Source organism: Rhodophyticola porphyridii, from assembly GCF_003688285.1.
In the GTDB taxonomy this organism is placed as follows: Bacteria; Pseudomonadota; Alphaproteobacteria; order Rhodobacterales; family Rhodobacteraceae; genus Rhodophyticola; species Rhodophyticola porphyridii.
In genome coordinates this window covers 45,712-67,466 of sequence record NZ_RCNT01000003.1, presented here as the reverse complement: position 1 = coordinate 67,466, position 21,755 = coordinate 45,712, and the positions used below count along the sequence as shown (strand labels likewise).

General features: G+C 62.6%; 23 protein-coding genes. 11 read left to right on the top strand and 12 right to left on the bottom strand.

What is annotated here, in order from left to right; translation table 11 throughout:
* Positions 1 to 211: 211 nt before the first annotated feature.
* From D9R08_RS07165 to D9R08_RS19510, 3 genes are all read left to right on the top strand, one after another.
* Positions 212 to 1,138 carry an L-lactate dehydrogenase gene (locus tag D9R08_RS07165; protein ID WP_121897362.1) on the top strand — a complete coding sequence of 309 codons (927 nt, stop codon included), beginning with the start codon at positions 212 to 214 and terminating at the stop codon, positions 1,136 to 1,138.
* Between the two features lie 273 nt (positions 1,139 to 1,411).
* Positions 1,412 to 2,569 (top strand): TIGR04141 family sporadically distributed protein, encoded by a 1,158-nt coding sequence (locus D9R08_RS07160; RefSeq protein WP_158598949.1) that lies wholly within the window; start codon positions 1,412 to 1,414, stop codon positions 2,567 to 2,569.
* Between the two features lie 14 nt (positions 2,570 to 2,583).
* Positions 2,584 to 3,036, top strand: a complete 453-nt coding sequence (locus D9R08_RS19510) for a DUF6119 family protein (protein ID WP_267898146.1) — start codon at positions 2,584 to 2,586, stop codon at positions 3,034 to 3,036.
* Here D9R08_RS19510 and pncB read toward each other — a convergent pair.
* Entirely contained in the window at positions 3,033 to 4,325 is a 1,293-nt protein-coding gene (pncB, locus tag D9R08_RS07150; RefSeq protein WP_121897359.1) for a nicotinate phosphoribosyltransferase, read from the bottom strand. The genes D9R08_RS19510 and pncB overlap by 4 nt on opposite strands.
* A gap of 65 nt (positions 4,326 to 4,390) precedes the next feature.
* Positions 4,391 to 4,996 carry a bifunctional nicotinamidase/pyrazinamidase gene (pncA, locus tag D9R08_RS07145; protein WP_121897358.1) on the bottom strand — a complete coding sequence of 202 codons (606 nt, stop codon included), beginning with the start codon at positions 4,994 to 4,996 and terminating at the stop codon, positions 4,391 to 4,393.
* A 150-nt stretch (positions 4,997 to 5,146) separates the two neighbouring features.
* Between pncA and trhO the strand changes: the two genes are divergently transcribed.
* Positions 5,147 to 6,055, top strand: coding sequence for an oxygen-dependent tRNA uridine(34) hydroxylase TrhO (gene trhO, locus D9R08_RS07140; RefSeq protein WP_121897357.1), 909 nt, complete (start codon positions 5,147 to 5,149; stop codon positions 6,053 to 6,055).
* 132 nt (positions 6,056 to 6,187) lie between these two features.
* Here the strand turns inward: trhO and D9R08_RS07135 are convergent, their stop codons facing one another.
* Positions 6,188 to 6,841: a peroxiredoxin gene (locus tag D9R08_RS07135; protein ID WP_121897356.1), complete on the bottom strand. Its 654-nt coding sequence runs from the start codon at positions 6,839 to 6,841 to the stop codon at positions 6,188 to 6,190.
* A gap of 201 nt (positions 6,842 to 7,042) precedes the next feature.
* Between D9R08_RS07135 and D9R08_RS07130 the strand changes: the two genes are divergently transcribed.
* The 3 genes from D9R08_RS07130 (at position 7,043) to D9R08_RS07120 (ending at position 10,264) form a co-directional block, all read left to right on the top strand.
* Positions 7,043 to 8,476 carry an aldehyde dehydrogenase family protein gene (locus tag D9R08_RS07130; RefSeq protein WP_121897665.1) on the top strand — a complete coding sequence of 478 codons (1,434 nt, stop codon included), beginning with the start codon at positions 7,043 to 7,045 and terminating at the stop codon, positions 8,474 to 8,476.
* A gap of 116 nt (positions 8,477 to 8,592) precedes the next feature.
* Positions 8,593 to 9,354, top strand: coding sequence for a hypothetical protein (locus D9R08_RS07125; protein WP_121897355.1), 762 nt, complete (start codon positions 8,593 to 8,595; stop codon positions 9,352 to 9,354).
* 64 nt (positions 9,355 to 9,418) lie between these two features.
* A complete protein-coding gene (locus D9R08_RS07120; protein WP_121897354.1) occupies positions 9,419 to 10,264 on the top strand; it encodes a crotonase/enoyl-CoA hydratase family protein in 846 nt (281 codons plus the stop codon).
* Between the two features lie 58 nt (positions 10,265 to 10,322).
* Here the strand turns inward: D9R08_RS07120 and D9R08_RS07115 are convergent, their stop codons facing one another.
* The 9 genes from D9R08_RS07115 to D9R08_RS07075 all read right to left on the bottom strand — a co-directional run bounded on the left by D9R08_RS07115 (position 10,323) and on the right by D9R08_RS07075 (position 17,467).
* Positions 10,323 to 10,973 carry an RluA family pseudouridine synthase gene (locus D9R08_RS07115; RefSeq protein WP_121897353.1) on the bottom strand — a complete coding sequence of 217 codons (651 nt, stop codon included), beginning with the start codon at positions 10,971 to 10,973 and terminating at the stop codon, positions 10,323 to 10,325.
* On the bottom strand, positions 10,970 to 11,224 hold the full coding sequence (locus D9R08_RS07110) for a hypothetical protein (RefSeq protein WP_147450635.1): 255 nt from the start codon (positions 11,222 to 11,224) through the stop codon (positions 10,970 to 10,972). The genes D9R08_RS07115 and D9R08_RS07110 overlap by 4 nt, the downstream gene beginning before the upstream one ends.
* A gap of 8 nt (positions 11,225 to 11,232) precedes the next feature.
* On the bottom strand, positions 11,233 to 11,448 hold the full coding sequence (locus tag D9R08_RS07105; RefSeq protein ID WP_147450634.1) for a hypothetical protein: 216 nt from the start codon (positions 11,446 to 11,448) through the stop codon (positions 11,233 to 11,235).
* A gap of 68 nt (positions 11,449 to 11,516) precedes the next feature.
* Positions 11,517 to 12,878, bottom strand: a complete 1,362-nt coding sequence (gene hmgA, locus D9R08_RS07100; protein WP_121897350.1) for a homogentisate 1,2-dioxygenase — start codon at positions 12,876 to 12,878, stop codon at positions 11,517 to 11,519.
* A 409-nt stretch (positions 12,879 to 13,287) separates the two neighbouring features.
* The gene (gene tdh / locus D9R08_RS07095; RefSeq protein ID WP_121897349.1) at positions 13,288 to 14,325 is read right to left on the bottom strand and encodes an L-threonine 3-dehydrogenase; all 1,038 of its coding nucleotides are present in this window, start codon (positions 14,323 to 14,325) and stop codon (positions 13,288 to 13,290) included.
* Complete coding sequence (locus D9R08_RS07090; RefSeq protein ID WP_121897348.1) at positions 14,322 to 14,933, bottom strand: class I SAM-dependent methyltransferase; 612 nt, start codon at positions 14,931 to 14,933, stop codon at positions 14,322 to 14,324. The genes tdh and D9R08_RS07090 overlap by 4 nt, the downstream gene beginning before the upstream one ends.
* Positions 14,933 to 16,135, bottom strand: coding sequence for a glycine C-acetyltransferase (locus tag D9R08_RS07085; protein WP_121897664.1), 1,203 nt, complete (start codon positions 16,133 to 16,135; stop codon positions 14,933 to 14,935). The genes D9R08_RS07090 and D9R08_RS07085 overlap by 1 nt, the downstream gene beginning before the upstream one ends.
* A 94-nt stretch (positions 16,136 to 16,229) precedes the next feature.
* Positions 16,230 to 16,883: a ChrR family anti-sigma-E factor gene (locus D9R08_RS07080; protein ID WP_121897663.1), complete on the bottom strand. Its 654-nt coding sequence runs from the start codon at positions 16,881 to 16,883 to the stop codon at positions 16,230 to 16,232.
* A 5-nt stretch (positions 16,884 to 16,888) separates the two neighbouring features.
* Positions 16,889 to 17,467, bottom strand: a complete 579-nt coding sequence (locus tag D9R08_RS07075; protein WP_233557364.1) for a sigma-70 family RNA polymerase sigma factor — start codon at positions 17,465 to 17,467, stop codon at positions 16,889 to 16,891.
* A 183-nt stretch (positions 17,468 to 17,650) separates the two neighbouring features.
* On the opposite strand from D9R08_RS07075, the gene D9R08_RS07070 reads away from it, so the two are divergent.
* The 4 genes from D9R08_RS07070 to D9R08_RS07055 are packed head-to-tail and all read left to right on the top strand — an operon-like array spanning position 17,651 to position 21,677.
* Positions 17,651 to 18,943, top strand: a complete 1,293-nt coding sequence (locus D9R08_RS07070; RefSeq protein ID WP_121897347.1) for an NAD(P)/FAD-dependent oxidoreductase — start codon at positions 17,651 to 17,653, stop codon at positions 18,941 to 18,943.
* Entirely contained in the window at positions 18,940 to 19,704 is a 765-nt protein-coding gene (locus D9R08_RS07065) for a DUF1365 domain-containing protein (protein WP_121897346.1), read from the top strand. Before D9R08_RS07070 ends, D9R08_RS07065 begins: the two co-directional genes overlap by 4 nt.
* Positions 19,701 to 20,939: an MFS transporter gene (locus D9R08_RS07060; protein WP_121897345.1), complete on the top strand. Its 1,239-nt coding sequence runs from the start codon at positions 19,701 to 19,703 to the stop codon at positions 20,937 to 20,939. Before D9R08_RS07065 ends, D9R08_RS07060 begins: the two co-directional genes overlap by 4 nt.
* 6 nt (positions 20,940 to 20,945) lie before the next feature.
* On the top strand, positions 20,946 to 21,677 hold the full coding sequence (locus D9R08_RS07055) for an SDR family NAD(P)-dependent oxidoreductase (RefSeq protein ID WP_121897344.1): 732 nt from the start codon (positions 20,946 to 20,948) through the stop codon (positions 21,675 to 21,677).
* Positions 21,678 to 21,755 lie beyond the last annotated feature (78 nt).

The window sequence follows — 21,755 nt, the reverse complement described above, 5'->3', positions numbered from 1 at the left end:
CTGCGGCTCATGAGGGCGCGCGACGGCGGCTTTGGGCCGTAAATCCGGGTGATCGAACATAACCCCTTGCCTTCGTGAAATCACATGTTTCTTGGTCCCGTGGTGGCGACCGCCACCCGTCTTCCCGCTCAGCGACCTATGGTCCTCTTTTGCCCGGCCGGAGTTGCGGCAAGTCTGGCTCGGACGGCGTATAAGCGGACAGGAGGCTCTCATGAAAATCGGAATTGTCGGTGCTGGCATGGTCGGCTCGGCGGCGGCCTTCGCCATGGTGATGCGCGGGATCGGATCGCGGATTGTGCTTGTCGATCTTGACGAAAAACGCGCGCGCGCCGAGGCGGAGGATATTGCCCATGCGGTGCCGTTTGCGCATCCGGTTGTCGTCGAGGCGGGAGATTACGTGGACCTGAAGGAGGCCGAGGTTGTGATTCTGGCCGCCGGCGTGTCGCAGAAGCCCGGAGAAACGCGGCTGCAACTTCTGACACGCAACCGCGCGGTATTCCAGCAGGTCGTGGGCCGCGTGATGGAGGTCGCGCCAAAGGCGATCCTGCTCGTCGCGTCCAACCCGGTGGATATCATGGGGCAGATCACGCAGCAGATCTCGGGTCTGCCACCGGGGCGCGTGATCGGCTCGGGCACGATCCTCGACACCGCGCGGTTCCGGTGGCTGTTGGGGCGGCATCTGGGGATCGCGCCGGGGTCGGTGCATGGCTATGTGCTGGGCGAACACGGGGACAGCGAGGTGCTGGCCTGGTCGAATGTGCGGGTCGGCTCGGTCGAGCTAGGGTCCTTCGCGGCGCAGGTTGGGGCGGCGATCACGGCGGACGTGCGGGCGCGGATCGATGAGGGCGTGCGGCGGGCGGCCTATACGATCATCGAGGGCAAGGGCGCGACCTGGTACGGGATCGGCGCGGGGCTGGCGCGGATCGTGGGGGCGATCGAGGCGGATGAAAACGCGGTCCTGTCGGTCAGCTGCGTGTCGGACGTTTTGGGCGTGGAGCGCGTCGCCTGCTCCCTGCCCCGCGTGGTGGGCCGCGCCGGCGTGGTGGCGGAGCTGATGCCGGAACTGTCGGCGGAGGAACAGTCGGGCCTGCGGGCCTCTGCCGCGCTGCTGAAAGAGGCAGTGGAGGCGTTGGGGTGAGGGTGATCAGGATTGAGCAAGTGGGGTAAGGCGTTGGTTTTGTGAGGGTTTCGGGGTTTTGCTAGGGGTTTGTTAAGGGTTTTTGAGCAATAAGGCTAAGCCCAAAAGCCGACGCAACCGACCAAGGGGTTGATGGAGCAGCGGCTGAAGGCGAAGAAGGCGCGGGGGAGGTGAAGAGTTTACGGCGGCGGGTGGATTGACCTAAAATTCAATTAGTTTTCTGAATTATACCTGTATAGTGAAGACATGGCGCGATCTTCTTACACACTTTATTTGGCCAAAGACGTAAGGGGCGATTTTTCCGAATACCTTACCGAGAATGCAACAGTTAGAATTGGTACTTCCGGTCACCAGCAGATCAACGTACCGAATTTCGGGGAACGTGCAGTTCTACATGTCTTCCGTACAGCATCAGATGCGCCTCCATGGATGAAAAAACTTAAGACGAGAGTGCCTGAACTGGTCCTGTTTGAACGCCGAAGCGGGGCGGCAGTTTTGATTGCTGAAGTTGGGGCAAACGTAGTTGTTCTTACTTTTGCACATGGTTGGATGCTCTTGGATGAGAAGAAGTTTGTGGCGGACTTTGGTCTGCTGGTCGCTGTAAACGCGTTGGATTCAAGCAAGCTAAAAAGACTAGAGAGATCAAATCTGGGTGACGCAATGCAAGGAGTTGCCCAATCTCCGTTTCAGAGAGACTTCCGATCATTCGGTATTGATGATGCCCTCGACCTAGTGCGTAAGCTCAGTGGCGAGACGTCGCAAGGAAGCTCTCTGGATACACTAACGGGCGCGAGGTCCCTCAAGATCACTGGCGAATATGTGCTGGACGACTTGCCTCCGTTGATACCGGAAATTGTAAATCTGTATCAGTCTAAGGACTATCAGAACACACCGTTCAGCGTGTTGGATTTTGTTCGACCAGTCGTTGACCGAGTTTTACGAGAGAACCTTCTGCAGAAGACAGTTGAGAGCATCAAAGGAGGCGAGGACCGCTTCGAGCTTGGCCTGCCATCTACAACCGAAGCAGAGGGCGTAAGCTTTAGCTTTGTAGGGCCTGGGTTACGTCGGCGATACCCTGACTTGCTGTTGCGCCACTACACTGAAGCGATGGGTGCCAAACTCGCAAACATCTCAACCGAAACATTGAGCGACCACAAGATTGTATCTCAGTTCGATGATGATCGGCCGAGCATGAGTTGGACTCTGCTCAAGTCAATTGTTGGCTCTATCTCATTAAACCAAGAGCGATATGCAATAAACGATGGTCAGTGGTATCGTATCGATGACACTTTCAGGCAGTCAGTAGAACAAGAGTTTGCAAACTGCGTTAAGGATTGGGACACCGCGCAGCCCGATCCAATTCGTAAGCACTATGATAAAAATAAAAACGGGAAGCTCGAGAGAGAGAAGAGGAGTACAACGCGAGGATAGCTCAGGATTTGGGCTTGGTCTTGCTTGATCAAACTTCAATAACAGTACCAAACGTAACACGTTCGGGCTTTGAGCCATGCGACTTGCTCGACGTGCCGAACAAACGCTTTATCCACGTCAAGAAAAGCTCACGACGCTCCAGCATTCTGAGCCATTTCTTTAAACAGGGGTCCAATTCTGCACAACAGTTCCGCAAAATCGATGCTGCTTGGTCGCAGTTGGAGTCACTAGTTCGAAGTGCTGGCTATCTGGCAGAGGCCGACCAGCTAAACGTGGATCCTCAGCAAATTCGAGATGGTTGGACTGTGGAGTACTGGATTGCGGACGCACAGAGAAAAACAGGCGGTTTCAATATTCCGTTCTTTAGCAAGATCACTTTGCGGGATGAGGTCAGTGCGCTTCGCGCGATGCAATACGACGTTGTGCTTCGCTTTATTGATATTCCACCGGACCCGATTGCAACCTAAACCACCACCTCCAACCGCTCCTGCTCCCCAACCCCAAACACGCGCTTATACCGCTCGATCTCGCTCTCCGGCCCCATCGCCTTTTCCGGGTTGTCGCTTAGCTTCACGGTCGCCCGCCCATTGGCCGACACCGCCTTGCACACCAGCGAGAACGGGGCCAGAGCGTCGTCGGCGACCAGCCCTCTGAAATCATTCGTCAACAGCGTGCCCCAGCCGAAGCTGACCCGGACGCGGCCTGCGAATTGGGCGTGGAGTTCCTCGATCTTCGCCACGTCCAGACCGTCGGAGAAGATCACCAGTTTCTCGCGCGGGTCCTCGCCGCGGGATTTCCACCAGTTGATGGCGATCTCGGCGCCTTTGGCCGGGTCGCCGCTGTCGATGCGGATCCCGGTCCATTCCGTCAGCCAGTCCGGCGCGTTTTGCAGGAAACCCTCGGTGCCGTAGGTGTCGGGCAGGATGACGCGGAGGTTGCCGGAATGCTCCTCGTGCCAGTCGGACAGCACGTCATAGGGGGCGGCGGCCAGCGCCTCGTCGCTTTCGGCCAGTGCGGCATAGACCATGGGCAGTTCGTGGGCGTTGGTGCCGATCGCCTCAAGATCGCGGTTCTTGGCGATGAGGCAGTTCGACGTGCCGGGGAAGGCGTCGCCAAGCCCCTCCTGCATGGCCTGCACGCACCAGTCCTGCCAGAGGAAGGAGTGGCGGCGTCTGGTGCCGAAATCGGCAACGCGCAGCCCGTCGATGGGTTTGAGCCGTTCGATCTTCTCCCAGAGCTTGGTCATGGCGCGGGCGTAGAGGATTTGGAGCTCGAACTTGCCCATGGTGGAGAGCACGGCGCGGCCGCGCAGTTCCATCAGCACGGCGAGGGCGGGGATTTCCCAGAGCATGACCTCGGGCCAGGCGCCTTCGAACGTCAGCTCGTACTGATCGCCGACGCGTTCGAGATGGTAGGGGGGCAGTTGCAGGTTCTCGAACCATTCCATGAAGGCGGGGGAGAACATCTGCCGCTTGCCGTAGAACGTGTTGCCGCGCATCCAGGTGCTTTCGCCCCGGCGAAGGCGCAGGGTGCGGATATGGTCGAGTTGCTCACGCAACTCGCCTTCATCGATGAGCCGGGCCAGCGGGATGCGCGTGGTGCGGTTGATGAGAGAGAAGGTGACCTGCGTGTCGGGCCGGTTGCGGAACACCGACTGGCACATCAGCAGCTTGTAGAAATCCGTGTCGATCAGGGAGCGGACGATCGGGTCGATCTTCCATTTGTGGTTGTAGACGCGGGTGGCGATGTCGACCATGCGTGTGGTCTCCCCTCAACTGGTCCTTTGGTTAAAGCAAGCGGGCGGAGGGGAGTCCAGTCGGGCTAGCGCAGGGTGACGCCGGCGGCGCGCATGCCGTCTTCGGCCGCCCCGAGCGATCCGTCCAGATCGATGGCACGGCAGAGATCGGCCCGGACCTCGACCGCGAAGCCGAGGCGGGCGGCATCCTGCGCGGAGTAATTGACGCAAAAATCGGTGGCGAGGCCCACCATGGTCAAATGTGTGATGCCGCGGCTTCTGAGCGCGCCGTCAAGGCCCGTTGGGGTGATGTGATCATTCTCGAAAAAGGCGGAATAACTGTCGATGGCGGGGCGGAAGCCCTTGCGGATGATCATCTGGGCCGGATCGGTGTGCAACCCGGGGTGGAATGCCGCGCCCGGCGAGCCCTGGATGCAGTGATCGGGCCAGAGCACCTGCGGGCCGTAGGGAAAATCGACGACCGAATAGGGGGCCTGCCCGTCATGTTGCGAGGCGAAGCTGGAATGCCCCGCCGGGTGCCAGTCCTGCGTCAGGATGACGGCCTGAAACTCCGCCATCAGCGCGTTGATGCCCGGCACGATTTCGTCGCCCCCCGGAACGGCCAGTGCACCGCCGGGGCAGAAATCATTCTGCACATCGATCACGATCAGGGCGTGGGTTGCGTCGTGCATAGGGGTCCTCTCGCTCTTGCCGAATGGTTACGGAGCAGGCGGCGCGGGGTCAATGCACCGAGTCTGTGGAGATGCGCTAGCCCCTCATTCGGCGCGCTGCCACGCATGACAGCTTGCAAGAGCGGGGACTGAGGCACTACATCGGCGGTCATGTTCACTGTGGCGGCACTTTATCATTTCACACCGGTCGCGGAGCCTGATGGCTTGCGCGCGCCCCTGCGGCGCATCTGCGAGGCCGGCGGAGTGAAGGGCTCGCTTTTGCTGGCCCGCGAAGGGATCAACGGCACGATTGCCGGACCCCATGAGGGGGTGCAGGCGGTGCTTGCCCATATCCGTGGCCTGCCCGGGTTCGAAACGCTGGACTGGAAGGAAAGCCCAGCCACCGAAATGCCCTTCGGGCGGCTGAAGGTGCGTCTGAAACGCGAGATCGTGACGATGGGGCAGCCGGATGTGAACCCGACTTGTGCGGTGGGCCGCTATGTGGAGCCTGCCGACTGGAATGCGCTGATCCAGAGCCCGGATGTGGCGGTTATCGACACGCGTAACGCGTATGAAGTGGCGATCGGGACGTTCGAAGGCGCGGTCGATCCGGAAACCGACAGCTTCCGCGACTTCCCCGCATGGTGGGAAGCCAATGCGGACCGGTTCCACAACAAACGCATCGCAATGTTCTGTACGGGCGGTATTCGTTGCGAAAAATCAACAGGTTATTTGATAGGTAAAGGGGTGGAGGAGGTCTTTCACCTGAAAGGCGGCATCCTGAAATATCTTGAAGAGGTACCGCCGGAGCAGAGCCTGTGGCGCGGGGCGTGTTTCGTGTTCGACGAGCGGGTTTCGGTCGGTCACGGGCTGGCCGAGGGACCGCATGTGTTGTGCCGCGCGTGCCGGCGTGCGCTGGATCCGGACGATTTGACCCGACCCGAATTCGAAGAGGGAGTCTCTTGTCACTATTGTCTGAACGAGCATTCCGAAACCGACCGGGCGCGGTTCCGGGAGCGGCAGAAGCAGATCGCACTGGCGAGGGCGCGGGGAGAGCGGCATCTGGGTGCAGAAAGGTGATCCGCCGCCTTGGGAGCAGCGGAAAAGGTGTGCCCGGCCGCGCCTGCAGAGGCAGAGGGCGATGCACCCGTGAGCAAGACCCCCCGGCAGTCGCAGCCGGGGGGCATTGGTATCCGCCATGCGGACCGGCGGTCAGCCGGGGAGCTTCGCCATCCGCAGATAGGGAAGCTTGGTCTCGATCGCGCCGTATTTCGCAATTGCATCCTCGTCGGACACGGCCACCGGCACGACCACATCCTGCCCGGGCACCCAGTTCGCAGGAGTCGCCACATTTTCGCGCGCCGCGGTCTGCAACCCGTCCAGCGCGCGCAGCACTTCGGCGAAGTTTCGGCCCACATTCATCGGATAGGTCATCGAAAGCTTCAGCTGCTTGTCTGGACCGATGATGAAGACGGAGCGCACCGTCGCGCTGTCGGCGGGGGTGCGTCCGTCGGGCAGATAGGCTTCGGCGGGCAGCATGTCGAAGGCTTTCGACACTTCCAGCCCGTCATCGGCGATGATCGGAAAACCGGCCTTCGCGCCGCCCACGGTCTCAATATCGGTCTTCCATTTCTTGTGATCTTCCACCCCGTCCACGGACACGCCGATCACCTTGGTGCCGCGCGCGGCCCATTCATCGGCCAGTTGCGCCACCGCGCCGAACTCGGTCGTGCACACGGGCGTGAAATCCTTGGGGTGGCTGAACAGGATGGCCCAGCTGTCGCCGATCCATTCATGCAGGCTGAAACGCCCCTGATCGGTTTCGACCGTCAGATCGGGCACAGTGTCATTGATACGCAAACCCATAGCAGACTCCCTCTTCGTTGCCGTCATATATCCGCAGATAGGATCGCCGCGCGAGAAATTCACGGGCGCGCGGCGTCGCAGGTGACGAATAAGGCCGGTTTCCGCCCCTTCCGGGCGTGGCGCGAACGGCTGTTCCCGCCCCCCTTGCGCCGGGCGAACCCCGGTGCTTTGGTGCGCGGCGACAGCGAAGGGAGCCGCACCATGCCAGTCTCGACACAGTTCTACATCAACGGTCACTGGGTGGACCCGAGCCAGCCCAATGACCACCCGGTCATCAATCCCTCCAACGAAGAGGTCTGCGCCACGATCTCGCTCGGCTCGGAGGCCGACACGAATGCCGCAGTCGCCGCCGCGAAGGCGGCGTTCGACGGCTGGGCCGCAACGCAGGTGGCCGACCGCATCGCCGCGCTGGAGCGCCTGCGCGATGTCTACAAGAAACGCAGCGACGAGATGGCCGAGGCGATCAGCACCGAAATGGGCGCCCCCATCGATCTGGCCCGGCAGCAGCAGGTCGGTGCAGGCATCTGGCATCTTGATGGAACGCTGAACGCGGCCAGATCCTTCGCCTGGGATCATCCCCTTGGCGATCACGCGTCGTCCGAGCGCATCTTGTACGAACCGGTCGGTGTCTGCGCGCTTATCACACCCTGGAACTGGCCGATGAACCAGATCGTGCTGAAATGCGCACCCGCGCTTGTCACCGGCAACACCATGGTTCTGAAGCCATCGGAAATCGCGCCGCTTTCGGGTCTGCTTTTCGCCGAGATGATGGACGAGGCCGATCTGCCGCCCGGTGTCTTCAATCTGGTCAATGGGGACGGACCGGGCGTGGGCAGCACGTTGTCTGCCCATCCGGATGTGGATATGGTGAGCTTCACCGGCTCTACCCGGGCCGGCCGCCTGATTTCCATCGCCGCGGCGGACACGATCAAGCGGGTCAGTCTGGAGCTTGGCGGCAAGGGGGCGAACATCATCTTCGCCGATGCCGATGAAAAGGCGGTGAAATCCGGCGTGATCCGGTGTTTCCGCAATACCGGGCAGTCCTGCAATGCTCCCACCCGGATGCTGGTAGAACGGAGCCGGTATGAGCAAGCCGTGGAGATTGCGGAGGCCACCGCGAAGGCCACCGATGTCGGCCCCGCAAGCGAGGAGGGCCGCCATATCGGCCCCGCTGTCAGCGAGACACAGTTCAACAAGATACAGGATCTTATACAAAAAGGCATCGACGAAGGCGCCCGTCTGGTCGCGGGAGGAACCGGGCGGCCCGGACACCTGAACCGGGGCTATTACGTTCGCCCGACGGTCTTTGCCGATGTCACGCCGGACATGACCATTTACCGCGAGGAGATTTTCGGCCCTGTTCTGTCGATCCTTCCCTTCGAGGACGAGGCCCATGCGGTGCAGATGGCCAATGACACGCCTTACGGGCTGACGAATTACGTGCAGACCTCGGACCGGGAGAAACTCCGACGGGTGGCGCGCAAGCTGCGGTCCGGCATGGTGGAGGGCAATGGCACCGGGTTCGGGCAGGGCTCCCCCTTCGGCGGGTTCAAGCAATCGGGCAACGGCCGGGAAGGCGGCGCCTTCGGTCTGCATGAGTTCCTTGAAGTCAAGGCAGTCAGCGGCTGGGGCTGAGCCGCAGGCGCGGGCTTGGGTAGCATGCATTTTCCCGTGGCCTCGGCCGGAAAGGCTTCTATGTCGAGCAGGGAACGTCCGCGCGACCTGCGCGAGATCAGCAGGAGCCGGGGACCATGACCGCAAGACCGACCAGGGTTCTGATCATTGGGAGCGGGCCCGACGCCACCGAGGCCGCCGGCTGGGAGCGGGGCCTGTTCACCCATATCGTTGCGATCAACAACGCCTGGGCGATCCGCCCGGATTGGGACTTCACGATTTACCCAGAGGATTTTCCGCCGGAACGCCGACCCAGCGACATGGTGCCGGGCCAGCGGATGGTGGACGCGGCGGAGTATGTGCCGGTGCAGAACAGCCTTGGCGGATTCGTCTATGCCGGGGGCACCATGGCGTTCACCGCAGGATACTGGGCGTTGGCCAGGCTGCGGCCCGAGGTGATGGCCTTTGTCGGCTGCAACATGATCTACCCCGCCACCGGCAAGACCCATTTCTATGGCCGCGGCGATGCAGACCCGCTTCGCGAGGACATCACCCTGCAGTCGCTGGAGGCGAAATCGGCGCGGCTTGCGCTGATGGCTGCGGCGCGCGGCTGCGCCTGCGTGACGCTGTCGAGGGGCGAGAGCAGGCTGCTGTTTCCGCGCTGCACACCCGATACGCTTTCGACGGTGCCGCCGCTCACGCCCGAGCCGGAGAGCATGGCGGAGGCGGAGGCACGGGAACGGGCGCTGGGCTATATGGCGCCTTCGGGTCGGTACTGGGAGATCGCGGATCGGTTCGATGCCGCCCAGCTGCGGGCGCTGGACGATCTTTGGCTTGCCGCCCATGCGCGGGCCATGGAAGGGGCCGAGGGTGATAGCCGAATGCGGCGGCTGGGCTAGCTAGGATTGCCTCGGCACACAGGCTCTGCCACGCTTGCCCCCGCAGTGAGGGGGGAGGATACGGATGCCGACAGTGCTCTATGAACGGGCCGGCCGCATTGCGCGGATCACGCTGAACCGGCCGGAGGTCATGAATGCGATCGACGGTGACATGCCGGGCGAACTGGCCGCGGCCGTGGCCCGCGCCGATGCCGATCCGGAGGTGCATGTCATTCTGCTGTCAGGGGCGGGGAAGGCGTTTTGCGCGGGCTATGATCTTGCCCATTACGCCGCCGACCCGAACAACAGGATCACACAGGAGATGCCTTGGGATCCGATCCGCGATTATCAGTTCATGTGGGCCAACACGCAGCATTTCATGTCGCTGTTCCGGGCGTTGAAGCCGGTGATCTGCAAGGTCCACGGCTATGCCGTGGCAGGCGGCTCCGACATCGCGCTTTGTGCCGATCTGACGATCATGGCCGATGACGCGCAGATCGGCTACATGCCCGCCCGCGTCTGGGGCAGTCCGACCACGGCGATGTGGGGATTTCGGCTTGGTCCGGAGAAGGCCAAGCGGATGCTGTTCACCGGTGACCGGATCACCGGGGTGGAGGCGGCGCGGATCGGGCTGGTTCTGAAATCCGTACCCGCCGCCGATCTGGATGAGGAGGTGGAGGCGTTGGCCGACCGGATGTCGCGCGTGCCGATCAACCAGCTTGCCATGCACAAGATGGTTCTCAATCAGGGGTTCGAGGCGGCGCTGATCGCGAGCCAGCGCCTTGCCACGGTTTTCGACGGGATCACGCGCCACTCCCCCGAAGGTCTCGCCTTCAAGGCACGGGCCGAGCAGGTGGGCTGGAAACAGGCGGTGGAGGAGCGGGACAGCGGCTGCTATGACTGGAGCGCCGATCGCCCGTTCGACGACTGAGGCGCGGCGACCCGCCTGCTCAACGGCGGGCGCGGGCCGGCGATCCGATCCGGCGATTTCAAAACGGCGCCGTTGCGCGGAAGCTCATGCCCTTTCCGCCATCGGGATGGCGCAGTTTCAGGCTTTCCGCATGCAGCATCAGTCTTGGAAAATCCCGCGCCGGGCCGCTGGCGTAAAACGGATCGCCGAGGATCGGGTGGCCGATTTCCTTCATGTGAACACGTAGCTGATGGGAGCGCCCCGTTTTGGGGTAAAGCCTTACGCGTGTCGAGCTTTCCTCATGCCGCACCACGCGCCAGTCGGTCTGTGCAGGCTTGCCGGTATCATGGTTCACATGTTGCAGGGGACGGTTCGGCCAATCCACGATCAGGGGCAGGTCGATATGCCCCTCCTTTTCGGTCACATGCCCCCAAACCCTTGCGATGTAAACCTTTTTGACATGCCGCTTTTCGAATTGCAGGCCCAGATGCCGCTGCGCATGGGGGCTGCGGGCAAAGACCATCACCCCAGATGTGTCCATATCGAGGCGATGCACCAGAAGCGCCTCGGGAAAGGCGGCCTGGATCCGGCTCATCAAGCAGTCGGACAGATGGTCGCCCTTGCCCGGAACGCTGAGCAGCCCGCTGGGCTTGTCGACCAGGATCAGTTCGTGGTCTTCGTGGAGAATGGTCAGCGGCGTGTCGGGCGGGCGGTAGTCGAGCGCGATCATGACCCGGTGGCAAAGGCGTTCTGCGCCGCCATCACGAGCAGGACAAAGGTCAGGAAAAGCAGGGTGCGGCGGCTGGATTTGTCCTCGGGCGACCGCAGCCAGACGCCCAGCTCCTTCAGAAAGACGCGCGGTCCCGAAAGGGCCCGGCCGGTCCGCGCCTCCGCCCGTGCCCGCAAGGTGAACAGGGTGGAGAACATCATCCCCGCCCAGACCAGAAACACCAGCCCCATCAACACCAAACGAATGATCATGCCCGTGCTCATGGATGGTCTCTCCGCAACAGTTTCAGAATGCACCAGACGGTTGTGGCGCCGAAGAAAAGCCCGCCGAAGATCATGATCTCGAACCAGGCCAGACCGGTGATGCCCCGATAGAAGACCGCCAATGCCATGAAGGCCAGCCCGGCCAGTGAAAACACCAGCCGGAACCACAATTCCCCCCTTGACGGGCCATATTTGCTCCGACTGTCGGTCATGTTCCGCCGCATCCGCATCCCGCGCAGTCTGTGCGGGACGGGACACGGATGGCAAGACCCTGGTCGGACTACTTCTTGCCCGGTGTCCCGTCGAATTTTTTCTCCAGCGAGGTCCAGCAGTCGATATAGTCGTCCTGCAACGGGGCCTCGTTGGCGGCAAAACCGGTCAGATGCTGGGGAAAGCGGGTTTCGAACATGAAGGACATCGTGTTGTCCAGCTTCTCCGCCTTCAGATCGGCATTGGACGCGCCGTCGAACGCGGTCCGGTCCGGGCCGTGGGGTAGCATCATGTTGTGGAGGCTCATGCCGCCGGGCACGAAGCCCTGGGGTTTTGCATCGTACTGGCCGTAGATGTTGCCCATCAGCTCGGACATGATGTTCTTGTGATACCACGGCGGGCGGAACGTATCCTCGGCCACCATCCAACGCTCGCGGAACAGCACGAAGTCGATATTCGCGGTGCCCGGTACGCCCGAGGGCGCGGTCAGGACCGTGAAGATCGACGGATCCGGGTGGTCGAAGAGGATCGCGCCCACGGGGCAATAGGTTTTCAGATCGTATTTCACCGGCGCGTAGTTCCCGTGCCAGGCGACAACGTCCAGCGGGCTGTGGCCGATTTCGCATTCATGGAACTGGCCGCACCATTTGACCGTCACCGTGGACGGCACCTCACGATCCTCGAACGCCGCGACGGGTGTCTTGAAATCGCGCCGGTTGGCCATGCAGTTGGCCCCGATCGGGCCGCGCCCCGGCAACTCGAACTTCTGGCCGTAGTTTTCGCAGACGAAGCCGCGGGCCGGGCCGTCGATCACCTCCACCCGATAGAGCAGCCCGCGCGGGATCACGGCGATTTCCTGCGGCGCGAGGTCGATGATCCCCAGTTCGGTGCAGAAGCGGAGCGTGCCTTCCTGCGGTACGATCAGCAATTCACTGTCAGCGGAATAGAAATACGCATCCTCCATCGAGGCGGTGACCAGATAGATATGGCTGGCCATGCCCACCTGCGTGTTCACATCGCCCGCCGTGGTCATCGTGCGCATGCCGGTCAGCCATGTCAGCGGGGTATCGGTATGCGGCACCGGATCCCACCGGTACTGGCCGAGGCTGATCACGTCGGGGTCCACATGCGGGGCCGATTTCCAGTAGGGAAGGTCGATCTTGGTATAGCGGCTGGAATGCCTGACCGAGGGGCGGATGCGATAGCACCACGTTCGTTCATTCTGGTGTTGCGGCGCGGTAAAGGCGGTGCCGGTCAGCTGCTCGCCATAGAGCCCGTAATTGCATTTCTGCGGGCTGTTCATCCCTTGCGGCAGGGCGCCGGGCAGCGCCTCGGTCTCGAAATCGTTCCCGAACCCGGGCATATAGCCTTCCGTCGTGCCGACCGGGGTGGCGGCCTGCACCATCTTGCGCGGCGTGGTCTGCGTGTTCATCGATGTCTCCTCCGGTGCGCTCTTCAGGCGATGGCGAAGAGTATCGTTGCAATTACAACGAAGTCAAGGCGACTTGCATTCTGCCGGCGGCTTGGTCAGGCCGTGGCGGGTGCGTTCAGTGAAAGGACCGGGTGTGAGATTGCTGCCGAACCCCTGTCGCGGGACCAACTTGCCCGAGGCTATCGACGCGCCCCGGCTCCCGGTATTGCCCGCGCACTGGTTCGCAATGGACACAACCAATGCGCCCGAAATTGAGGTCCGGATCTGCGCGGCGCCTTACAAACGCACTGCCAACAGGCCGGATCTCCCGATGACTTCCTCAGACAAGACGATAATGCGGGATATGTCGCGGCAGGCCGGTATCGGTCGGGCCGGGCACGGCTCGGACATGGGCCGTCTTTTCCACGCGTCAGGTCCAGTCCAGAACCACCTTGCCGCTGGTTCCGGACAACATCGCGGCGAAACCCTCGCGATACTCCGATGCGCTGAACCGGTGGGTGATCACCCGGCGCACGTCCAGCCCGTTCTCCAGCATCGCGATCATCTTGTACCAGGTTTCGAAGATCTCCCGTCCGTAGACGCCCTTGATCGTGATCGCCTTGAAAACGATCCGGCTCCAGTCGACCGGCGATTTGCCCGGCGGAATGCCCAGAAGCGCGATGCGCCCGCCCATCACCATCGTCTCGACCATCTGGTCCAGCGCCGCCTGATTGCCGGACATCTCCAGCCCCACGTCGAACCCCTGCTTCATCCCCAGTTCTGGGAAGACCGAGGCCAGATCCTCGGTCGTTACATTGACGGGCCGGACGTCGGCCACCTGACCGGCCAGATCGAGCCGGGCCTGGTTCACATCCGTGATCACCACGTGGCGGGCGCCCGCATGGCGCGCCACGGCTGCGGCCATGGTCCCGATCGGCCCCGCACCGGTGACCAGCACATCTTCGCCTAAAAGATCGAAACTCAGCGCCGTGTGCACCGCATTGCCGAGCGGATCGAGGATTGCGCCGATCTCGTCATCGATCGTGTCGGGCAGGGGCACCACATTGAAGGCGGGTAGTGCCAGATACTCGGCAAAGGCGCCCTGTTCATTCACCCCGATACCGCGGGTTTCGGGGTCCAGGTGGAACTTGCCCGCCCGGGACTGCCGCGAGGTCTTTCCGATCAGATGCCCTTCGCCGGAACAGCGCTGACCAAGCGACAGGCCTTCGACATGCCGCCCCAGCTCGACAATTTCGCCAGCGAACTCATGACCGGTGATGAGCGGTGTCGGTACCGTCCGCGCCGCCCAGTCATCCCATTGCCAGATATGGATATCGGTCCCGCAAATACCCGTTTTTTTGACCCGGATCAGTACATCATCCGCGCCGATTTCCGGCACCGGCGCGCGGTGCATTTCAAGGCCCCGGACCGGACCCGGTTTCACCAGCGCGCGCATTTCGTTGGTCATGGGGCAGCTGCCTTTTGAAGGGAAAGCCATGTCCAGGTGACCCCTACGGAGGCATTTCCGGTTTGAACCGATCCAGTATCGACCCGGCGCGTTACACTTAAACCGGCAGCTTCGGCTAAGGCGATCTCGGTTTCCGTGTCGCAGGGGACGGCAGGGCGTTCGGTTGGTCCTGGGCCATGGCGTAGGGAGAGCAGGGCAAGGCCGGTCTGGTGCAAAAGCGCCGATAAACGGCGCCATGCCGCCGGGCGATCTGAAAGGACGATATGATGCCAAACGCCTGACACGAGGATCAAGTCGAACTGGCTCCGCACTCCGGCGAGATGCGGCAGCCGGTCGGGTAAGGCTGTAAGCCAAGGTGCCCGTTTCGACAGAGCTGCCCGAAACGCGGCGCAGGGCTCGGTCGCGGTCACGGAATGGCCCTGTTCCGCAAGCCAAACAGCCGTGGTGCCGGGCCCGGCGCCGATATCGAGGGCAGCGACCGGATGCTGGGGGATCAGATCCAGCACAGGGTGCAGTATGTCAGTCGGGTTCAGGCCATCGTAGCGGGGTATCAGCACGTCGGCAGCCGCTTCGTAACCTGCGACGACCTGATCAGTCAGCGACCCCATCAGATTGCCCCCAGTTTTCGGCCTGCGGTCTCGAATGCGGCCAGCCCGGCCTCAAGATCCATCCGCGTCAGGGCCGCGTTCATCTGCGTCCTGATCCGGGCCTTGCCCTTCGGGACAACGGGAAAGAAAAACCCCGCCACATAGACGCCGCGCTCGGACAGCGCCTGCGCCATTTCCTGCGCCAGCCGCGCGTCGCCCAGCATCACCGGGATGATCGGATGCTCACCGGGCAACAGATCGAACCCCAGATCGGTCAGGCCGGCCCGCCAGAAGGCGGCATTGTCGAACAGCGCCTTCCGCAATCCGTCGCCGTCTTCGACTAGACTGAGCGCCGCGAGTCCTGCTGCGCAGACCGCGGGTGGCAGCGCGTTGGAAAACAGATAGGGGCGCGCGCGCTGGCGCAGCAGGTCGATCACCGGTTGCGGCCCGGCGATATAGCCACCGATCGCGCCGCCAAGCGCTTTGCCCAGAGTGCCGGTCAGGATGTGGATACCATCTTCGACACCGAAATGATGCGGCGTCCCGCGCCCCTGCGCTCCCATAAAACCGGTGGCGTGGCAATCGTCGACCATCACAACGGCATCGTAGCGTTCGGCCAGGGCGGTGATCTCGGCCAGGGGCGCCAGATATCCGTCCATGGAGAACACGCCATCGGTGGCGATCATGATCGTTCGCGCCCCTTCGGCCCGCGCGGCCTTAAGCTGCGCCTCCAGCTCATCCATGTCGGCATTGGCGTAGCGATAGCGTCTGGCCTTGCAGAGCCGGATCCCGTCGATGATCGAGGCGTGGTTCAGCGCGTCGGAGATCACCGCGTCCTCGGGCCCGAGCAAGGGCTCGAACAGGCCGCCATTGGCGTCGAAGCAGGCTGCGAACAGGATCGAATCATCCTTACCCAGAAACCGCGCCAGCGCGGTCTCCAGCTCCCGGTGCAGATCATGTGTTCCGCAGATGAACCGGACGCTTGCCATGCCGTAGCCATGACTGTCCATCGCCGAGCGGGCCGCCGCGACCAGATCGGGATGATTGGCCAGACCGAGATAGTTGTTGGCGCAGAGATTGAGGAATTCGCGCGTTCCGCTCTCCTCCGTGACCGACACGTGACCGCCCTGGGGCGATGTGATCGGGCGTTCGATCTTGTAGAGCCCGTCCGCGCGGATTTCGTCGAGCGTACGCGAGACATAGGCAAGAAAAGCGTCAGACATGGATGGCACCTCCTCGGAGGCACCATAAACACGGACGCGCGCCCGGGTCACCGGCGCGCGACACGCAAATCGAAAATCTTGTCGGAAAAAACCGTCAGATACCCACGAAAGGCTGCGCGATACGCGGCAGCAGCCCGTTGAATTTCAACGGAGCATCGGTGGCGATAAGGCAGATGCAATCCTCGCCCGGGTCGGCAGTGGGGGTGTGATTGGTTTCCTCGCCCGCGATTTCCACATCGCCGCGCGCAAACCGATCCTCTTCATCGGAATAGGCGCCCTGAAGCACCAGGGTCATCTCGGTTCCGCGATGGCTGTGCATCGGCATGGCCTGCCCGGCGGGGATGTAGAGCAACCGGACGCTTGCATCCTTGCCGGAATGCAGAACGCATTGCTTCACGCCCATGCCCACGGCGCGCCATTTCACGGCGTCGAGATCGCCACCGACCATATCGCGCAGCGGGGCCGGGAAAATGCCGGTTTCGGCAGGTTCGGGAGAGGGAGCGCGTTCGGGCGCGGGCGCGGCGGAGATCCGCGCCATCGTCGCCTCGAAGCTGTCTTCCTCCAGATCGGCGGTGCCGACATGGTTCAGAACGGCGCCGCCAAGCGCCTCGAAGCTTTCCAGGCGGGCCCGCGATTCGTCGCTCAGCGATACATGGGTGGCGATGACCAGATCGAAAGCCTGCGGCAGGGCGCCGGCGGCATACCCCATCAGGAGATCGTCGGAAATATGATGGTTCACGTCTTGCATATCTTTCACGTCATGTTGTGCCGCAGCCGATCCAGCGCCAATCTAATGCGCGACTTGATCGTGCCAAGGGGCAGGCCGGTTTCTGCGGCGATTTCACTATGGGTCAGGTCTCCGAAATAGGCGCGTTCGATCAGAATCCGCTGTTTTTCGGGAAGTGTCTTCATCGCCTCGGCGAGGCGGTGGCTTTCCTGCTGAAGGGCAAGGACATCGGCCTGATCCGGCGCCTGTTCGGGGCCCCATGGCAGATCCTCGGGCTCCGGCCGTGCATATTTCCGAAGCAGGTCGATCTTGCGGTTCCGGGCGACGGTAAAGATCCATGTCGCCACGCTTGCGCGCGACGGGTCATACATATGGGCCTTGCGCCACAGCGTCGCCATCACGTCCTGCATGCATTCCTCGGCCAGGCCGGCATCCGCCCCGGACTTGATCAGGAACGCTTTGACCTTGGGCGCAAAATGCCGGAACAGCTCGGCGAAGGCCGTCTGATCATGAGCGGTGGCAATGGCCTGAACCAGTGCAACCCAGTGCTCTTCACTATTCTGTACGATCGTCACGTCTTTCCCACGCGCCGCACCCCGGACCATCGCAGATGGCGCGAGGAGTACCTCGGGCGGCAGCGCGTCAATTGTGTCAGCATGGTCGTTCATAAAAAGCATACAAGGGCTACGCGGGATAACCTAGCGTGGATCAATCTTTTTTCTTTCATCCGCGGCGGGACATGGGCCGTAAACCCAGATAAACGTCACGGATCTTACAAAGGGGTTTGCATGCCATTCGAAACGACCGACGCCGCACCGCGCCGCATAGCCGTGATCGGCGCCGGAATCTCCGGAATGGCCGCCGCCTACCATCTTTCCACGACCCATGCGGTTACCCTGTTCGAGGCGGAACCGCGCCTTGGGGGGCATGCGAGAACGGTTCTGGCGGGCAGGACCGGGGATCAGCCGGTCGATACCGGATTCATCGTGTTCAACTATGCGAATTACCCGCATCTCACCGCCCTGTTCAAGGAACTTGACGTGCCGGTAGCGCGCAGCGACATGAGTTTTGCGGCCTCCATCGGTGGCGGGCAGATCGAGTACGGGCTGCGGAACCTGCCGGCGCTTTTCGCGCAGAAGTCGAACTTGCTGCGGCCCGGTTTCGCCCGCATGATCCGCGATATCCTGCGCTTCAACGCCCGCGCCGAACAGGTTGCGACCGACAGCACCGTGACGCTGGGCGCGCTGATGGAGCAGATGCGGATGGGCCGTTGGTTCCGTGACTATTACCTCACGCCCATCTCGGGGGCGATCTGGTCCACACCCAAGGAAGATATCATGGCGTTTCCGGCGCAGGCGCTGATCCGGTTCTTCCGTAACCACGCCCTGCTGAGCGCGTCGGGGCAGCATCAGTGGTGGACGGTTCAGGGCGGTTCCATCGAATATGTCAAACGGCTGGAAACCGCGATGCGGAGCCGTGGTGTCGATATCCGCCTCGGCGCGCGGATCGAGGCCGTGCGCCGGGTTTCAGGTGGTGCAGAGATCTGCAGGAAAGGGGCGTGGGAGACATTCGACGAGGTGGTCTTCGCCACCCATTCCGATGACACGTTGGCTATGCTGGCCGATCCGTCCCCCGAGGAAACCGCGACGCTTGGCGCTGTGCGGTATCAGCCGAATACGGCGACACTTCATGCGGACCGTCGCGCGATGCCGCAGCGCCGCGCAACCTGGTCGTCCTGGAACTACACCGAGCGACCGTGCCATGGCGGCGGGCCGATCGACCTGACCTACTGGATGAACTGCCTTCAGCCGATACCCGAAAGCGACCCGCTCTTCGTCACGCTGAACAGCCGCGGGCCGATCGACGAGGCCCTGATCTATGATCAGACCACGTTCCGGCACCCGGTCTATGATCTTGCGGCCCTTGACGCACAGGGTAGGATCCGGGCCATGAATGGCAAAAAGAACACGTGGTTCTGCGGGGCGTGGATGAGAAACGGCTTTCACGAAGACGGCTATGCCAGCGCCATCGACGTGATCGAGGCAATGGCAGAGCGCGACAGGTTGGCGCTGGCCGCTTGATCCCGCGCATCGATCATATTGCAGGCGAAACCTTTCACGGTCGCCGCGGTGCGGTCGAGAATGCGTTCAGATACGGCATCGACTACGTGATGCTCAGGCCCGAGGAGGAGACGCCAACGCCGCGCCTGTTCGGGCGTAACCGCGGTGGTCTGGCCTCGCTGTGGGATACCGATCACGGCGGCGCGCCGAAGAAAGGCCGCGGGGCGCCATGGGCACGCGAGGTTTTGGCCGCGCACGGTCTGGCCGGGGTGACGGAGGGGCCGCTCTACCTTCTGGCGCAACCCCGCATGCTGGGCCATGTGTTCAACCCGGTCAGCTTCTGGCTGGCTCATGATGCGGATCATGTCCTGCACGCCGTCATCGCCGAGGTCACGAACACGTTCGGGGACCGCCATTCCTATCTTTGCGCCCGTCCCGACCACGCGGAAATCACCCGCGCCGATACCCTGACCGCGACGAAGATTTTCCATGTCTCCCCGTTTCAGCCGATCTCCGGCGGCTATGCATTCCGGTTCGACATTCGAGAGGACCGCATCGGGATCTGGATCGACTACTCCAACGGGAACGAGGGGCTTATCGCGACGCTGACCGGCAAGAGAAGGCCGCTTACCTCGGCGGGTCTCCTGCGTGCCGCGCTTCGCCGCCCGTTCGGGTCGCGCCGGGTGCTGGGCCTGATCCACTGGCAGGCCTTCAGACTGTGGTGGAAGGGGGGCACCTACAGGCCGCGCCCGACCCCGCCTGCCGACGAGGTTTCGCGGTGAGCCAGTCAACCGCCCGCCTGCCGGGCTATGCAGTCTTCGCGGCGATGCTCGCCTCGGCAGGTTTGCCTATCTACATCCATGCGCCGAAATTCTTCGTGGATGAATACGGGGTGGGGCTTACCGCGCTCGCCGCCGTTCTTTTCGGGCTGCGTCTGTTCGACGTAGTACAGGATCCTGCACTTGGCTGGCTGGCGCAGACGACGCGCAACCACCGCGCATCGGCGGTGACGGCGGCAACCCTGCTGCTGGGGCTTTCCATGATAGGCCTTTTCGCGATCGCGCCCCCGGTCGCGCCGCTCTGGTGGTTCGGACTAACGCTGATCGGGCTTTTTTCCGCATTTTCCTTCCTCACCATCTGTTTCTATGCCCAGGGCGTTCAGACCGCCGCGAAGCTGGGTCGGAAAGGCCATCTCCGGCTTGCGGCATGGCGTGAAAGCGGCGCCTTATTGGGTGTCTGCCTTGCCTCGGTCGCACCGACCGTCCTGATCTTCACCGGCGTGCCCTTCGCGGCATTCGCCGTAGCCTTCGCCGGTCTCTGCCTTGTCGCGATCGTGATGATGCGGGGTGAGTGGCATCCCATCGCGCCCACATCGATGGGCGGGTTTCGCCGTGTCCTGGCCGACCCGATTGCCCGCAGGTTGCTGCTGATCGCGCTGGTCAATGCCGCGCCCGTCGCGGTCTCCTCCACCTTGTTCCTGTTCTTCGTGGAAAGCGCGCTGGACGCGCCGGGATGGGAAGGGCCGCTGCTGCTGTTGTTCTTTCTTGCCGCCGCCGGTTCCGCGCCTGTCTGGTCCCGCGTCGCGCAAAAGATCGGAGCGCGCAAGGCGCTGCTGATGGCAATGGTCGCCGCCATCCTTTCGTTTTCTACCGTGTTGGCACTTGGCCCAGGCGACACGATCCTGTTCGCGGTCATCTGCGTGATCTCGGGCGCGACGCTGGGTGCGGACCTGACGCTTCTGCCCGCGATCTTCGCCCGCCGCATGGCCGCCGTCGCACCGGAAGCTGGAGCCGCGTTCGGTTTGTGGTCCTTCGTGTCGAAATTCACCCTCGCCTTTGCCGCCGTCACCCTGTTGCCGGCTCTCGAAGCGGCGGGGTTCATCGCCGGCGCCGACAACACCCCGGCGGCTTTGTCGCTGCTCACCTATCTTTACGCGCTTGTCCCATGTGTGTTGAAACTGGTGGCGATTGGCCTACTTGCTGCGACCCCGCTGCCCGAAGACGAACCAAGGAGCTGACGACATATGCGCGACTGGACCGGAAAACGATATTGGTTGGTCGGGGCCTCTGAAGGTCTTGGCCGCGCCGTGGCCCATCACCTCAGCCGGGCCGGTGTCGATCTGATCCTGAGCGCGCGGAGCGAGGACAGGTTGCAGGATCTGGTGGCCGAACTGCCGGGCCGGGCGTCCTATGTGCCGGTCGACATTGCCGATACGGCATCGGTTGCCGCCGCGGCGGCGGAGGTGGGGGAGATCGACGGTTTCGTCTTCCTTGCCGGGGTCTACTGGCCGCAGGCCGCGCAGGACTGGGATGCAGATCAGGTGGAGGCGATGTTCGACGTCAACCTGACCGGTGCCGCGCGCTGTCTTGCGCATGTGGTGCCGCAATTCGTGGCACGCGACCGGGGTCACATCGTCCTGACGGGCTCGTTGTCCGGTTTCCGGGGCCTGCCGGGGGCGATCGGCTATGCTGCCTCCAAGGCCGGGCTGATGTCGTTGGCGGAATCCATGTACATGGATCTGCGCAAGACCGGGGTCGAGGTGCAATGCGTCAACCCGGGCTTCATCAAAACCCGCCTTACGGAAAAGAACGACTTCAACATGCCCTTCATTATGGACCCCGATCAGGCCGCCGCGGAAGTGTTCGAGCATATGGGCACGGACCAGTTCCAGCGCAGCTTTCCGCGCCTCTTCAGTCTGATTTTCCGGGGAAGCGTTTTTCTGCCAAACTGGCTCTATTTCCGCCTGTTCGGTTAGGATGAACCTTGCGCAAGATCAAAGACGCGCGTCTGGTCAACGGCGGATAACGTCATTCTGACAGCGCGCGAGGAGGAA